Origin of the sequence: Pseudoalteromonas sp. 0802, from assembly GCF_013350085.1 — a bacterium.
Classification (GTDB): Bacteria; Pseudomonadota; Gammaproteobacteria; order Enterobacterales; family Alteromonadaceae; genus Pseudoalteromonas.
The window spans coordinates 1-15,571 of record NZ_JABVXE010000015.1; the positions used below are offsets into that span (position 1 = coordinate 1).

Consider the following 15,571-nt stretch of genomic DNA (forward strand, 5'->3'; position numbering starts at 1 on the left):
TAAGTACGCAGTCTGACAAAATTAACGAAGAGTATTGTGCAATAGGAGGAGTCCATATAAGGTACTTTAGTGCCGAAAATTTAAGGAGCCGTCAGCTTTCAGCTGTCAGTTTTGAGCCGAGCTGTGTTGTTTATGGGTCAGGCATAGGTTGATGAAATGGTGTTGTATGTAAGACGCGCCAAGCAAGCGTGACGCCTACGGTGTAGGAGGCGTATTAACGCCGAACAGCTTTATTTTATTCACGGCTAAAGCCGTTCCCACGTTTGATGTAGGCGTGAAATTTATTTCGCGCGCATTCTTGTAGGTCGTGCTTTAGCGCGTCATTGATGAAACGTATGCAATATCTTGTCGCCATAAATGACGACCTACACTAACATAATCGCATCTCGCACCTCGCATCTCGCAATTCGCACCTAGCAACTTTTACCGCACTTTATTCATCTCTTTCCAACTGGCTTTTAGGCTGTTGGCAAAGCTGATGAACTTTTCTTTCATGGTACGTTTAACCGAAATCTCGACTGAGCCTAGCCATACATTACCTTCAATAGTGATGGTTGGGCCTTGGCCTTTATTTAAGGCAACTGATTTATTCTCTACGCTGCCAATCACGCTAAATAATTTAGATACCACATTTACATGTTCTGGCACGTAGATTTCGTCGTTACCTAAAATACAGTTCACGTAAATGGTGACATGCTGATGTTGGAAAATTGCTTCGCTAAAGTCGAGTTCGATTGAACCTAGGCAGTTTGTTAGGTGAATTTCTTTTGGTACTACCCATTGGCCGCTGCGCTCATTTGAACCCAAAATACTCCTAAGCTGCAGGCTTTCGTTGTCGCTGCTGTGGCTGTAGTGAGGTTTAAATTGCGCATGCTTATGCGATTTGTAATCAATATCTGCCTTCAGATCTAAATCAGTAACTAGTTCAACCAGTACTTCGTTGCTGGTGGCTGCCATTGCCTGGTCTAGGCGGCGTTCGAATGCTTCGGCTGAAATAACAGCATGACTGTAGTTATAAATGAGTTGATCAATGACTTCTTCTCTTACTTGATCGATTGGGCGATCTTCAAGTTTAACGGCCATGGTAGTTCCCTGTTGTGATTTTAAAGGTGATTTTTTAGTTATTAATAACGAAGCAAGGCTTAGGCCAAAATTTATTTTCATATAAATCAATGGTTTGTGTTTTTGTGCTAATAAGCAACTTCGTTAAATTAACCACAGATTAATAAAATCAGCAACTAAATGGTTATTTTTGCAACATCGTGAACTTCTTACCGAGCAGCTTGTAAATCTTTACCTAAATGAATATAAATAGGCGCTGAATGACTGGTTAACTTGCTGAAAATAAACAAATAAATAGTTGGCATTATAGTCGCATTAGTAAAAGTGTCTTTAATCAAAAGGAGAAAGATTATGAACACTTTTAACAAATCTATGATTGCCGCTTTAGTAATTGGTGCAACTAGCATGTCAGCTCAGGCAAGCAGCTGGGAAAATGAAAGTAAAGATGCTTGGATTGATGGTAAGGCAGAAACTGTGCTTCTTATGAACACAAACCTTAACAACTTTGACATCAACACTGATGTAACGAATGGCAAGGTTGTACTTACAGGTAAAGTTGATAGCGAATTAGATAAAGAGCTTGCTGAAGAGCTAGTTCTTAGCCTAGACGGTGTTAGCTCTGTTGATAACAAACTAACTGTTGTTAAAAACATGAAAGCTAAGCACATGAAATCAGACAAAGCTGATTCAGCAGAAAGCGACTTAACCGACGCAAAAATCAGTACTGTAATCACGACACGTTATTTATTTAACTCAGAAGTAGGTGGTACAGACATCGATGTTGATACCGACATGGGTGTGGTAACACTAAAAGGTACTGTTGAGTCTGATGCAGAAAAGCAATTAGCGGTTAGCATTGCTGAAAATGCTGAAGATGTTCGCAAAGTAATCGATGAATTAACGATTGTTGCTGAATAATAGCAAGCCCAATATAGCCCAGCTTTGGCTGGGCTTATCTTTTTCAAGGAGTGAGTCATGGATTTAATACGTATTATTTTATCGGTTTTAATTCCACCTCTCGGCGTATTTTTACAGGTAGGTTTAGGTGCGCAGTTCTGGATTAATATTCTTTTAACCTTATTAGGGTACATTCCAGGTTTGATTCATGCTGTGTATATCATCGCTAAGCGATAATCACCGCATTAATCTACAAGGATGGGTAATGGAGCACAGCAAGGAGTTGCTGTAGGAGTAACGGACGATAAACCGCAAGGAGTTTACAGTATGGATAATGTAACTACGCACAAAGGACAACAAGGAAGTAACAAGGCGTTATGGAGTAGCGCACAATGGCAACGCTTTATGGATAAAGTGAATGGAGATGATAGCAAGGAATAAGCTTAGGCAGGAGCCAAACAGGATGAAGCTAGCGTAAGGAGGAGACTATATGGAACAAGTACAAACGCAACCAATACAAGGATTGACCGACAAAGGAGTTGCTTTATGGAACAAGCAACAGTGGCACGAATTTATGGAACACGCGAAAGCGGTTGCGCCACGACTAACAGGGAAGGCTGACGATAAAAACCCGATGTCATCTTCAGGTGACATCGGGTTTTTAACTACTTCAGCAATTTATCTTTATAACTTAAATTGATTCACCGTCTTATTTAAAGCGGCTGCCAATTCATTCAAATCACGTGCTTCATCCGCCAATTCATGGGCATGATCCGCAGTGCTATTCACTAAGTGATTAATCGCTGCCAAGCTATTGTTAATATCTTCTGCAACCACAGTTTGCTGCTCTGTCGAAGTCGCAATTTGATGACTTTGATCTTGCACATTTGTCACAGATTGGGCGATATCTTGTAGAGCTTGCAATACAATTTGTGTTTGCTCAACTGAGCCTTCAGCACGCTCTTGACCTTGTTGCATCATAGTCGATGCTTGTTGGGCAATTTGCTGTAAACGGCTGATCATGTTGCGAATATCATCTGTTGATTCTTGCGTTCTGCTTGCCAGTGAACGAACTTCATCAGCAACAACAGCGAAGCCTCGACCTTGCTCGCCAGCACGGGCTGCTTCTATCGCCGCGTTTAGTGCGAGTAAGTTGGTTTGCTCTGCTATTGAGTTGATAACATCAACTACCGCGCCAATGTTGCCACTTTCTTGCTCAAGACCCGCAACCACTTTAGACGCTTCACCAATATGGCTTGCAAGAGCGGTCATGACTGACTGAGCTTGAGTAGAACGCTTCGTACCGTCAACGGTAATGGTTTGCACTTCTTCAGCGGCATTATTGGTGTGCTGGGCATTGCGCGAGATTTCCATCACTGTAGACGCCATTTCGGTTACTGCCGCACTTACACTATCAACTTGTTGCTTTTCTTGCTGAATTTCATCGTTAGTTTTTTGCGATACAATTTTTAACTGGCTTGCAGCTTGGCTAAGTTGCTCGGCCTGCGCAGCAGTATTAAGCATCATTGCACGTAGCTTATCGATGAAGGTATTCATGTGATGAGCAAGTTGGCCCACTTCATCATTACTCTTGATTTCGATTTTCTGTGTTAAATCGCCATCACCTGATGCGATATCACGCATAATGTAAGTCAGTTTAGTCAGCGGCTTGGTGATCATTTGCGTGGCCCAGAAGATCATCGCAATGATAATCGCAAGAATGATGATCACTGAGGTTGTGGTTGTCATCACTGCATCATTTACTGGCTCATCAATCATACTTGTTGGAATTAAAATACCCACGTACCAATCAAGGTAAGGGGTTTCTAGCTCAAGGCGGTTGTATACAACGTAATATTGCTCACCTTTGAAAGTAACAAAGCTGCTGCCATCTTTTTGGCTTTTCATCGCGCGGTTTAATTCGCTAAAGCCTGATGTGTCGCTAAATTGTTTTTCGAGGGCATCTAAGCCTTCTTTGCCATTCGGACCTTCGTCAGTCACAGATAGCTTGTGGCCAGTGCGCTTAGATAAGTGCACAACCTTTTGATTGCCATCAAGTAAGAAACCAAAGCCTTGGCCATTAAAGCGAATTTCTTCAACCATGTCGTTGATATTATTTAGCTGTAAATCAACACCACCAAAGCCTATTAGTTTGTTTTGTTTATAAACAGGCTGTTGTACAACTGCAGAGGCATTACCTGTGGTTAAATCCACAGAAATAGGACCTACATAGAGTTTGTTGATCTTTAAAGCATCTTGCCACCAACCACGTTTGTAAGCGTAGTAAGGTTGGCCATTATAATGAGTGGTTCGCTCGTTTTCTTTGAAGTACTCACCTGTTGTTGCAGATGCAAAGAAGGCAGATAAGATGTTGTCATCGTTGCCACTGATACGCACAAAATCTTGATTAACGCTGTCGTATCCAGGTTGGTTATCAAGACTTTGATCACGTTCAGTCCAATTGTCGAACCAATTCACTAAATGCGGATTTGTAATGAAGGTTTGAACCACTTTACCGTATTTGGCAAAGTAACCTTGCATTGAAAGTCGCTCACTTTGTAAATAGCTGTCGGCTTCGCGTTGAATAGCTTGGCGCGATAGGTCTGCAATATGGCTAACAAAAAAACTAGACGCGATGATCAGTAGTACACTTATCGTCCCGCCGATGAGTAGTAATATTTTTTTACGTAAAGAGAGGTTATTTAACATAGGTGCACGTGTTTTTATTATCGGGTAGAGTTATCTATCTAATCATATTTGCACCCAAATCGCTATACCGTTAAGCGAACGTTAATAATAAATACTATGAGGTTGTTGGATAAATGAGTGATGAAAATAATAAACTAGTCGTTTTAGGTGCAGGTTGGCTTGGTAGTGCGCTTTGTGTTGAGGCAAAAAAATTAGCATGGCAAGTGCAGGGTACACACCGTAGTAGCGAGCACGAACATGACTTTCAGCGCCAGTTTGCGCTTGAAGGTACAGTGCTTAAACACGATGTTTCACTTGAAGATGCATGGTGGGTGTGTGCAATTCCACCGCGTAGTCGCAGCTCAGAAAGTAATTATTTAGCTACTTTGCAAGCAGGGCTTGAGCTTGCCAAGCAACTAAATTGCAAAGGCTTTATTTTATGTTCTTCGACGGGTGTTTACCCAACTGACAATGGTCATTACGACGAAAGCACAACAATTAATTGCCAATCAGCGCGCCAGCAACTGCTATTTGATGCTGAGCAGTTAGTGCTAAATGCCGGTGGTAAAGTATTGCGTTTAGCGGGCCTTGTTGGCCCTGGGCGCGACCCAGGTAAGTTTGTTGCAGGTAAAGAACTGTCTAGCTCAAGTCAGCAAGTGGTAAATATGGTACAGCAGCAAGATGTGATAGCGGCGATTTTTTCTGTAATTGGAAACTGGTCAAGCGCGAGCAGCATTTATAATGTGGTCAATCCGTCGCATCCTACAAAAGCAGATTACTACCAACAAAAATGCGCTGAGCAGGGTAATCAGCCACCGACATTTACTAGCCATGATAAAGGCGAGCGTCTCATTGATGGCTCGGCGATTGAGTCACTGAATTTTCGTTATCAAGCGCCTATTTAGTTATTTTTTAAAAGTTAGGTGGCCGCCCAGTCGGTATTTACTGCCCGGTGAGACTAAGCGCGCAAAGCTTACAATGCCTTGCGATGACCACGTTCGGCGGATCACTTGTAAGCATGGCTCTTCGTTGTACAGGTTGAGCCATTCACACATTTCTTGATTGGGCATAATCGCTTCAACCGTATGACGAGCCTCGGTAAGCGGGGCATTTTGCGATAAGTATTCATGGGGTGTTAGGCTGTGAAAATCTTGTTGTAAGTAGTCTTTAGCAAGAGCAGGGTTCACAAAACGCTCCTCAACTTGCAAAGGTTGCTCGTTCTCATTGTGCACAATCACACTTCGATAAACATGGCTGTCGACCTCGACACCCAAAGCAATCGCGATTGGGGCAATAGCGCTGATTGATTCCATCACTAAAATCGTACAACTGTAATTGCTGTTGCGCGCTTTAACTTCATCGGCAATGTTTTTGATTTCTAGTAACGAAGATTGTGATTTGAAGCTGGCAACAAAAGTACCTTGCCCTTGGCTGCGGGTTAAGATACCGGCATCGGTTAACTCACTGAGTGCACGCCTAGCTGTCATGCGGCTAACTTGAAATTGACTGGTGAGTTCGTTTTCTGAAGGGACACGGTCGTTTTCTTGCCATTCTCCCGATTGAATATTTTCCAGAATGAATTCTTTTATTTGCGCAAACTTAGGGACGCTCATTATGAAAAGATTATTTATAAGTTAACAGTGTGTTACAGGGTGGCATAATTTTCTTGTATATACAAGATGAGTTGATAAACTTTAAGCAAATTTAAATTTAGGCTCATACTGAGCCTTTAGCAAGCATCAAGATAGGTGAAAAATGCACACAACCAACAATGCTCAAGCGCTCTGGGATTTACTGATCACAGATGCCAATATCGCCACAATGGATCCTGCTGTTGATGCACCATACGGCGCCATTGAAAATGCAGCGATTGCCGTTAAAGATGGCAAAATTGCCTGGTTAGGTGCGCAAACCGATTTACCTGAGTTTGATGCATTAGCAACGCCAACTGTATCTGCAAAAGGTCAGTGGTTAACACCTGGGTTGATTGATTGTCACACTCACTTAGTGTTTGCCGGTAGCCGCGCAGAAGAATTCGAGCAGCGTTTGCAAGGTGTTAGCTACGAACAAATCGCTGCAAACGGTGGCGGTATTGCAAGCACCGTACGTGCAACTCGCGAAGCCGACCACGAAACACTGTTTGTTAGTGCTAAAGAGCGTTTAAATGCGTTATACGCAGAAGGCGTGACGACTGTCGAGGTTAAATCTGGCTATGGTCTTGATTGCGAAAATGAAATTAAACTTCTCGAAGTAGCTCGTTTACTTGGTGAGAACCACCCGGTTGATGTTAAAACCACGTTTTTAGGTGCTCATGCATTACCGCCTGAATATAAAGGCCGTAGTGATGAGTACATTGATTTGGTTTGCGGTGAGATGCTTGACCGTGTTGTTGAAGCTGATTTAGCTGATGCCGTTGATGCTTTTTGTGAAAACGTAGGCTTTAGCAACGAGCAAACTCGTCGCGTTTTTGAAGCGGCTAAAAAGCACAACTTACCGGTTAAGTTGCACGCTGAGCAGCTATCTAATCAACATGGTGCAGAGCTCGTTGCAGAATTTAATGGCTTATCGGCGGATCATATTGAACACTTAGATGAAGCAGGCATTCAAGCAATGGCCAAAGCGGGCACTGCAGCGGTATTATTGCCAGGTGCATTTTACTTTTTACGCGAAACAAAATACCCGCCAATCGAACTACTGCAGCAGTACCAAGTTCCGATTGCTATTTCAACTGACTTCAACCCTGGAACTTCACCATTATGTTCATTGCACTTAATGATGAATATGGCATGCACTATTTTCCGTATGACACCAGAGCAAGCATTAGCTGGTGTAACACGAAACGCTGCAGGTGCGTTAGGTCTTGACGATCGTGGCGTGCTAAAAGTGGGGGCTCGAGCTGATATTGCTCATTGGCAAATATCCCACCCGGCACAATTAAGTTACCAATTCGGCGTAAATAAACTGTTAAATCTGTGGATTTTGGGTAGACTTAGTTAGATAAGTTTTATTACGCAGTTTGGATTACATGTCATTGATTTTTAGTTTAGCGAGTAGTAGCACGCAACTCGTAAATTTAACAAGTGATGTAGTGCCAGTGTTTTTAGCTGGTAGCGTTTTTATGGCAATGATCTGTGCCCTATGCGTAACCCAAAACCCTATTTTAAGACTAAGCCTAGTCGTTAATGGCGTACTAGGTTTAGCTATTTTAAGCTTAGGATTACCATGGCTGGTGATCTTACTTGCTTTAGCTTTATGTTTTCATTTATGGCAAGCATTTCGCACCACTAATTGGCTTGCCATAATATTGAGTGTCTCTGCCGCAATTTCGTTCGCGGTTTTATACTCAGCCCATCTATTACTCGACACAGCCTTATATTGGCTTGTTTTCTCGGTAGTTATTTTATCTATTTCAGGGTTTTTTAATTACGAAGAGCCCGAAGAAGATGAGCAGGTTGAAGTAGAACCGCTCCATAACGATGACTTAGATGCTGCTCCACTGACTGGTTTACCAGACCGTAATGCACTTAGAAATAGCTTTGTTGCATGGACTGAAGAGCACTCAGCAAACTGCGCACTAGTGATGATCCGCCTTGAAGGTTTTAACGATGTTAACCAGCATATTGGTCGTGACTTTGGTGATTTATTATTAGCGCAATCGGCCACACGTATTAAACAGCAACTCAGTGTTGATGCCGTGCTGAGTATGGTAAGTAACACCGCAAATACTGAAAAATTAGCGCATTTAGGGGGCTTAAACTTTGCGTTTATTTGCTCTCTTGAAGAGCAAAAGCACCTTCATGAGCAGCTGATCAGCCAAATTAGGCAAGTCACATTAAAGCCATTCAACGTTGCTAATTGTACGATTGAAGTAAAAGTGCGCGCCAGTTACGTGAACTGTGACGAACCAGAGTACAGCTTCGAGAACTTAATTTCATTTGCCAACCTTGCCCTTGATTCAAACCCAGAGCGAGAAATTGTGCCTTATCACCCACAAATGATGATTGAGCAACTAGAGCAACAAGCACGTCTACGCGAATTAGCTCACTTAGATTTTGCCAGCGAACTTGAGCTTTATTTTCAGCCTGTTATTCGTAATAGCGACGAGCAAATTGAGTTTTTAGAATTGCTGCTACGTTGGCAGCATCCTAAGCAAGGCATTCTTTCGGCTAACAAATTTATTGATGATATTCGTGTCGCTGGCCTAAGTTACCCTGTGGCAGCATATGTTATTGAACGTGCTGCTGAGCTTGCTATGGCACTGCGTATGGAAGGCATTGAACTACCACTCAGTATTAACGTGTTTGGCCCAGAAATGCTGCACGAAGAGTTCATTGAATTTGTTGACCGCATTATGACTGAACACCGTTTAGAGCCGGGTGATTTAATCATTGAATGCCCGCTCGATCTATTTATGAGCTTAGATGATCAAGGTAAAGCCATGGTCGCAAGGCTAAATAGTATTGGTATTAAGCTGTGTATTGATGGCTTTGGCGACACGCCTATTTGGCTTGCTAAGCTGCCTAATCTTAATGTTGAGTACATTAAAGTGGCTGCTTCACTAACTGCTGATTTTGCTCATCAAAGCCAAGTTCGCAGCCTAGTTTCTGGCATGGTGGATATGCACAATCAAAATAATGCCAAGGTGATTTGTGAGGGGGTAGAAACCCTAGAGCAACTTAAATTTGTTAAGTCGTTGAACACCTACGCCGCCCAGGGTTATTACTTTAATTACCCGCTTAGCAGCGTAGGCATGATGTCGTGGTTAAAACAGTGGCGGTTAGAGCATCAGGGGTAAGTTAAAGCCGTCAGCCGTCAGCCGTCAGCCGTCAGCCGTCAGCTATCAGATTGAAAGTTAGCGAGCAGTTTGACTTGTTACATCGCGTTTTATCTCGAATCTTGCTGCCAATTTAAGGGTCGTACAGGTAGGCGTGAAACTTGTTTCGCGCGTCTGACCGCTGAAGGCTGAGAGCTGACCGCTTCTATGTGTTGGTATCGCTTAGTTCGTCCCGACCTCACAAAAATCAGTCGTTACACGCTTCTTTCTAACTTGCCTCTCTCGCCTGCAAATACGCATTCACTAGGGCGGTGATGATTTGGCCGGCGTCGTTCATACCTGCTTCTAAGCCTACTGGGTGTTGTGATGGTGCCCCTTCGCATAAGTGAAGGTAGCGAGCAGTTGTTTGGCTAGCTGCTAAATGCACAAAATGTTCTGCATCACTTACACTAAAGCCACAGTTAGTGTATGCACTAACCGGCATTAGTGAGATGCTGTCTAGGTCGACTTCGACTCCAAGCGGTGCATTATCAAACTGCGCTAATGCGTGTTGACACGCTGAAGATAAATCGACTTTACGACGTACTTGAATATCTTGGTAACTATCAAACGTGAAGTTTGCGCTTGTCAGGGCATCCATAATCGCTTGGTTATTTTTAAATTCGTGTAAACCCATCACATGGTAATCAGCAAGGTGGTTTTCACTGTACGCATATCTAAAACCATTACCGCTATGACGGCCTTCACACTCTCTGAAGTCAGCATGAGGGTCTAAGTTGATAGCGTTGACTGGTTTGCCATGTTGCTTACTAAGGGCGCGTAAAATACCTAAGCAGTTGTTATGGCCGCCACCGATTACAATTGGCTCAAGGCCAGCTGCAAAAATCATTGCAAGCACTTGCTCAACGCGGGTGTCTATATCAGCACATAATTCACGGAGTTTGGCTAAGTCAGCGTCGTTTTTATTATCAAGGTCAGCAGCTTGTTGGTTTAAGTCATCAAGGGCAACTTCGCCGAGTAGCAACACACGCTCATGGTTTAAAAACTGGTTATGAGTTTGGTTTAAAAAGCGTTTTAAAAATGCTTGCCACGCTTGCCATGAACCACCGTTACCTAAGTTAGCGCGAGGGCCAATATCTTCACATACGCCAACTAATACATAGCGAATACCGAAGTGTTTTGCATCGATGAGTGCTTGTGGGGCGTTAACTTGAGTGTCGAGAAGGGCAAGGGCTTGCCAAGCTTTAAGTTCGTTAGCGCGGCGGACGCATAAGTGCTTTACCGCCGCTTCATCATAAATTTTAAGGTAGTTTGTCACCGAGATTAGTCTTCTATTATTTCTAACTCTAATTCTTCAGCAGATAATATAATACCGGTGCTATCAGCGTAAACAAAGTCGTCATCAAAGAAAGAGACGCCTGCGAAGTTAACGCCAATGCCGTCCTCACCTGCGCCTTCGCTATCGGCAGCAACAGGAATAGAGGCGATTGCTTGAATGCCTAAGTCTAGCTCTTCAAGTTCATCAACATGGCGAATTGCACCGTAAACGATAATGCCTTGCCAGTTGTTTTCTAATGCGATTTCAGCCAGCTCAATATCAATCAGGGCGCGTCGGGTAGAACCACCACCATCAATCAATAACACGCTATCGGTGCCATCGGTTGATAAAATTTCGCGGATCAGCTCGTTATTTTCAAAGCATTTAACGGTTTTTACTCGACCACTAAAGCTTGGGCGTCCACCAAAATTGATAAACATTGGTTCGAGCACATCAACCACATCTGCAAAGTGGTCGCATAAATCAGAAGTGCTGTAATCCATTTTTTCATCCTCTAAAGAGACTGTCTGTTTAGTACTCAGTATACCCTGATACAACTCAATAACAACGACTTAATAGCGGATTATTGGTTTAAATCAAAGGAATTTCGCCATCGCAACATTAGTGTCTCAAAAGCGTCACCTAATTGTTATTTTTAGCGCCTAAGCTGAGATGAGTATAAAAATTAGACGCAAAGTATGACAAGGAGCTCACCATGGCAAACAACATACTTACTAAATTGGCAAAAGTGGATGAACAGCTGTTTTTGAGTGTATTCAACGACGCTTCGCCAATTTGGCTTAGAAGATCAGCGCTTGGCTTTTCGAAAAGCGGCGATGGCGGACTTTACGTGGTGTTGTTTCTTGGGTTTTGGTGGTTCACCGAGCAGCTGCACTTTCAACAACTGGCGATGAGTATATTGGTGGGCTTTGCCATTGAGCGACCTATTTACTTTTTAGCTAAAAAGCGCATCGCGCGGGTTAGACCCTGCGACTGCTTAGTGCAAGGCGCGTATTTGGTGCCGAGCGACCAATTTAGCTTACCGTCGGGGCATAGTGCAGGGGCATTCGTGGTTGCGACGATTTTGACTATCTATTTTCCAGAATTTGCTGTGCTGTGGCTAATGTGGGCATCAGGGGTGGCGGCATCTAGAGTGATTATTGGTGTGCATTACCCTGCTGATGTGGTGATTGGCGCAGTGATGGGTTCAAGTTGTGCAGTATTAGCTGTAATGGTGGTGGGATCTATATGAGAATTTTGTACGGTATTCAAGGTACGGGTAATGGCCATATTACTCGAGCACGAGTAATGGCAACGACCTTTAAAGCATTAGGAGTCGATGTTGACTATGTGTTTTCGGGTCGTAAAGAGCAAGACTACTTTGATATGGATGACTTTGCCGACTACCGAGCTTTTCGAGGTTTGTCGTTTACCAGCAAATCGGGGCAAGTTGATAGCTTTAAAACTTTAAAGAATGCGCGCCCACTACAATTGATTAAAGATATAAAAAACCTTGATTTACGTCACTATGACTTGGTGTTTAATGACTTTGAGCCGATTACCGCTTGGGCTGCTAAACAGCAAGGTATCCCAGTTATTGGTATGAGCCATCAAGCGGCGTTTTTATCTGATAAAGTGCCGATGTTTGGCCGAGCTTTCTTTCGTCGTGCCCTGATCCGTAACTATGCGCCAGCGAGTGTTTATTTAGGAGTGCATTGGCAGCCTTATGCAGAAAACATCATTCCGCCATTTATTGCAAATCATCATCATGATAACCCGGTGATGGTCGAAAATAAGGTATTGGTGTATCTACCTTTTGAGAATCTAGACAGTGTGGTCGACTACCTTAAAGACTTTCCTGAGCGTGAGTTTTACTGTTATCACCCAGATGCCCTGGACTGTTCAATCGGAAATATTCATCTGCGAGCGCCTTCACGCGTTGGCTTTTTAAATGATTTGGCCAATGCTGGTGGTGTAATTGGCAACGCCGGATTTGAACTTGCGAGTGAAGCGTTACAATTAGGTAAAAAGCTATTGCTAAAACCACTTGGAAAACAATTTGAGCAGGGGATTAATGCGCAGACGCTATTGTCGATGGGTGCAGCCCATGTGATGAGCTATTTAAACCCCAATGCGATGGATGATTGGTTGCAATCGCCACAGAACAAAAAACTCAATTTTCCGAGCGATCCAGCGCCTTTGGTTGATTGGTTGCAAAAAAAACAATGGGAAAAGCTGGATAAATTGCATAAACATCTATGGCAACAGGTTGATTTAGAACAAAAACTGATTGTTTAAAAGTACCTTATATTGGAAAATGCGCGGCAAGTTTAACCACTTTTTATTAGCTGCTTTAAATAGTTTAGCTATACTTTAAATGCATGTTTCTATAGGGCACTTTGAATGAATGTATTACAAAACTTAACTATAAAGCGACGTTTGCAGTTAAACGCGCTCGTTGTTGGTCTTGCAATGATTGTGATGCTGTGTGTAATTATCTTTGAGTCGCGCATGATGCTAAAGCTCAACGAAACAATTCAAAATGCGGAGGAGCTCGACATTCATGAACTTGCGATGCGTAAACATGAAAAAAACTTTTTGTTTTACAAAGATGTCGATAGCCTTGAGCTTTTTGAAAAAGAGTATTCGCAGCTAAAAAATAAAATGGCGCGACTAGACGAGTTAGTGAAAGATTTGTCGATGGACTCATCTAAGCTAAATGAATTTAGACGTCTTGCGAAAACTTATTACGATGACTTCAATGAAGTTGTGGTACTACAAAAGAAAATAGGTTTACACCCTAAAGATGCACTTTATGGTGATTTACGTGGTGCGGTGCATCAAGTAGAAACATTATTAAGTGAGCGCGAAAACTATAAATTACTAACTTTAATGCTACAGCTTCGCCGTGCAGAAAAAGACTTTATGCTGCGCTTTGATTTAAAGTACATGGGTAAGTTTGATGATTTAGTTGCTAGTTTTAGCTCAGAGATTAAAAACGCAGGGTTCGATGCAAATTACGAAAATCAATTGCTTAGTTTGCTTGCGACTTATCAAAGTAAATTTAAAGCCTTAGTTGATGCACAAGTTAGCCTGGGTCTTGATTTAGAATCAGGGGCACTCGGTGAGATGAAGCGCAGTGTTGAGCTTAGTGATGCAATTGTTACGGAGCTTACAGAACAAACAAAAGAGTTTGTAGAATCGAGTGCGGCTAGTGCGCAGTTGATTGCCATTCTTGTGTTTATAATTGCGAGCATTTTAGTGATGTTATTAGTTTACTTTACTAGCCGCTCAATTATTCAGCCTATCGAACGTGTGTACCACACGATTAACGAGATTCGTCGCAATAACGACTTAAGCATGTCGATTACTCAATCAGGTAAAGACGAAATCACCACTATGACGATCGACTTTAATAGCTTGATCAGTGATTTTAAAAAGCTGATTTACGAGGTAAATACAGCGCTAAGTACTCTTAACGTGGCAACAGAACATTTATCTGAAACGACTGCAGCAACTAGCTCAGGTATGCAAGAGCAGCTGCACGAAGCTGATATGGTTGCCACAGCTGCCACCGAAATGCAGGCAACGATTCAAGATATTTCACACAATACTGAAGCCGCAGCGAAAAAAGCTGAGTCGACTAACTTAAGTGCGCAGCAAGGCCGTTCTGAGGTTGAATCTACAGTGGTGCAAATTAACCACTTATCTGATTCACTCGGTAATGCGTCAAGCGTGGTGTCGCAGTTAGAAAAAGACGCTGAAACCATTGGCTCTGTACTAGACGTTATTCGTGGCATCGCTGAGCAAACAAACTTACTGGCACTCAATGCCGCCATTGAAGCGGCGCGTGCCGGTGAACAAGGCCGTGGCTTTGCGGTAGTAGCAGATGAGGTGCGCTCACTTGCGCAACGTACCCAAGATTCAACGCAAGAGATTGAGAGCATTATTTCGACCTTACAAGGGCGTACGCAAGAAGTGGTAAGTATTATGCAGCAATGTCGTACGCAAGGTGGCGAAAGTGCAGCACAGGCAAGTAAAGCCGGTGAGTTACTACGCTCAATCACCGAAGATGTACAAACCATAATGGATATGAGTACTCACATTGCCACCGCAATTGATGAGCAAAGCCAAGTGGCTTCTGAGGTGAATAAAAACGTGGTACGTATTCGTGATATTGCTCAAGAGGCATCTGGTCACGCGGCGACTAATGCGCAAACCAGCGAAGAGGTGTCTGAGCAAGCACGTGTGCTCTACCAGGCAATCGATAAGTTTAAAGTTTAATCAGGCAATCGATAAGTTTAATAAATTAGCCTGTTGAAAAATAAAAGCGCGGTGACGGTGTCGTCATCGCGCTTTTTTGTTGTTTGGGTGTGCTTTATCGAGGCATTTTGATAGGTATTAAGGCACAAACTTAATAGGCACGCTGTCTTTGCTTGCTTCGTGTTCAGAGACTCTTGTTTGGTATTGCTGCCAAAGCTCATCATGGTTAGCTTGCAGCTCACTTAAATAGTGCCAGCTGAATAAACCGCTATTATGATTATCGCTAAACACTAGTCGAATCGCATAATGACCAACCGGCTCAATCTTGCTAATTCCTACTTGTTGCTTACTAAGTACGAGTTTCATTGGTTCATTGCCATGACCTTGTACTTCAGCAGAAGGTGAGTGAACACGCAAAAATTCAGCACTAAATTGAGCAATAGTCTGATCGTCAAAATGAACATCTAATACTTTGCTAACGCTGTGATAATGCACTTTAGTGACTTCTTTCATGTGAGCCTCGAATATACGATTTATAAACTAAAAAGCCTCCAACTGGAGGCTTTTTA

General features: G+C 42.9%; 15 protein-coding genes. 9 read left to right on the forward strand and 6 right to left on the reverse strand.

Annotated elements, in window-relative coordinates; genetic code table 11:
* Positions 1-423: 423 nt before the first annotated feature.
* The gene (locus HUS61_RS16715; RefSeq protein WP_175083212.1) at positions 424-1,083 is read right to left on the reverse strand and encodes a LiaF domain-containing protein; all 660 of its coding nucleotides are present in this window, start codon (positions 1,081-1,083) and stop codon (positions 424-426) included.
* Positions 1,084-1,413: 330 nt separating this feature from the next.
* Between HUS61_RS16715 and HUS61_RS16720 the strand changes: the two genes are divergently transcribed.
* The 3 genes from HUS61_RS16720 to HUS61_RS16730 all read left to right on the forward strand — a co-directional run bounded on the left by HUS61_RS16720 (position 1,414) and on the right by HUS61_RS16730 (position 2,659).
* Positions 1,414-1,980, forward strand: coding sequence for a BON domain-containing protein (locus HUS61_RS16720; protein ID WP_054563315.1), 567 nt, complete (start codon positions 1,414-1,416; stop codon positions 1,978-1,980).
* A gap of 57 nt (positions 1,981-2,037) precedes the next feature.
* Positions 2,038-2,196, forward strand: coding sequence for a YqaE/Pmp3 family membrane protein (locus HUS61_RS16725; RefSeq protein ID WP_064971745.1), 159 nt, complete (start codon positions 2,038-2,040; stop codon positions 2,194-2,196).
* A gap of 253 nt (positions 2,197-2,449) precedes the next feature.
* A complete protein-coding gene (locus HUS61_RS16730) occupies positions 2,450-2,659 on the forward strand; it encodes a hypothetical protein (RefSeq protein WP_130167257.1) in 210 nt (69 codons plus the stop codon).
* On the opposite strand, the gene HUS61_RS16735 is transcribed toward HUS61_RS16730, so the two are convergent.
* Positions 2,644-4,668, reverse strand: a complete 2,025-nt coding sequence (locus HUS61_RS16735; protein WP_175083213.1) for a methyl-accepting chemotaxis protein — start codon at positions 4,666-4,668, stop codon at positions 2,644-2,646. The two genes, HUS61_RS16730 and HUS61_RS16735, sit on opposite strands and share 16 nt — an antisense overlap.
* A gap of 113 nt (positions 4,669-4,781) precedes the next feature.
* Between HUS61_RS16735 and HUS61_RS16740 the strand changes: the two genes are divergently transcribed.
* Positions 4,782-5,552 (forward strand): NADP-binding protein, encoded by a 771-nt coding sequence (locus tag HUS61_RS16740; protein ID WP_175083214.1) that lies wholly within the window; start codon positions 4,782-4,784, stop codon positions 5,550-5,552.
* On the opposite strand, the gene hutC is transcribed toward HUS61_RS16740, so the two are convergent.
* On the reverse strand, positions 5,553-6,260 hold the full coding sequence (gene hutC / locus HUS61_RS16745; protein WP_055021370.1) for a histidine utilization repressor: 708 nt from the start codon (positions 6,258-6,260) through the stop codon (positions 5,553-5,555). It abuts the gene before it with no gap.
* A 142-nt stretch (positions 6,261-6,402) separates the two neighbouring features.
* Here hutC and hutI point away from each other — a divergent pair, with 142 nt between their 5' ends.
* On the forward strand, positions 6,403-7,644 hold the full coding sequence (hutI, locus tag HUS61_RS16750; RefSeq protein ID WP_175083215.1) for an imidazolonepropionase: 1,242 nt from the start codon (positions 6,403-6,405) through the stop codon (positions 7,642-7,644).
* 121 nt (positions 7,645-7,765) lie between these two features.
* On the forward strand, positions 7,766-9,442 hold the full coding sequence (locus HUS61_RS16755; RefSeq protein ID WP_175083245.1) for a GGDEF domain-containing phosphodiesterase: 1,677 nt from the start codon (positions 7,766-7,768) through the stop codon (positions 9,440-9,442).
* A gap of 247 nt (positions 9,443-9,689) precedes the next feature.
* On the opposite strand, the gene HUS61_RS16760 is transcribed toward HUS61_RS16755, so the two are convergent.
* Both HUS61_RS16760 and rraA read right to left on the reverse strand, forming a co-directional pair.
* Positions 9,690-10,739, reverse strand: a complete 1,050-nt coding sequence (locus HUS61_RS16760) for a formimidoylglutamase (protein WP_175083216.1) — start codon at positions 10,737-10,739, stop codon at positions 9,690-9,692.
* A 5-nt stretch (positions 10,740-10,744) separates the two neighbouring features.
* Positions 10,745-11,242, reverse strand: a complete 498-nt coding sequence (rraA, locus tag HUS61_RS16765) for a ribonuclease E activity regulator RraA (protein ID WP_054552822.1) — start codon at positions 11,240-11,242, stop codon at positions 10,745-10,747.
* A 212-nt stretch (positions 11,243-11,454) separates the two neighbouring features.
* On the opposite strand from rraA, the gene HUS61_RS16770 reads away from it, so the two are divergent.
* From HUS61_RS16770 to HUS61_RS16780, 3 genes are all read left to right on the forward strand, one after another.
* Positions 11,455-11,991 (forward strand): phosphatase PAP2 family protein, encoded by a 537-nt coding sequence (locus HUS61_RS16770; RefSeq protein ID WP_058583858.1) that lies wholly within the window; start codon positions 11,455-11,457, stop codon positions 11,989-11,991.
* Entirely contained in the window at positions 11,988-13,037 is a 1,050-nt protein-coding gene (locus HUS61_RS16775) for an MJ1255/VC2487 family glycosyltransferase (protein ID WP_175083217.1), read from the forward strand. Before HUS61_RS16770 ends, HUS61_RS16775 begins: the two co-directional genes overlap by 4 nt.
* 105 nt (positions 13,038-13,142) lie before the next feature.
* A complete protein-coding gene (locus HUS61_RS16780) occupies positions 13,143-15,023 on the forward strand; it encodes a methyl-accepting chemotaxis protein (protein WP_175083218.1) in 1,881 nt (626 codons plus the stop codon).
* A gap of 117 nt (positions 15,024-15,140) precedes the next feature.
* Here HUS61_RS16780 and HUS61_RS16785 read toward each other — a convergent pair whose 3' ends face one another.
* Positions 15,141-15,515: a gamma-butyrobetaine hydroxylase-like domain-containing protein gene (locus tag HUS61_RS16785; protein WP_175083219.1), complete on the reverse strand. Its 375-nt coding sequence runs from the start codon at positions 15,513-15,515 to the stop codon at positions 15,141-15,143.
* Between the last annotated feature and the right edge of the window lie 56 nt (positions 15,516-15,571).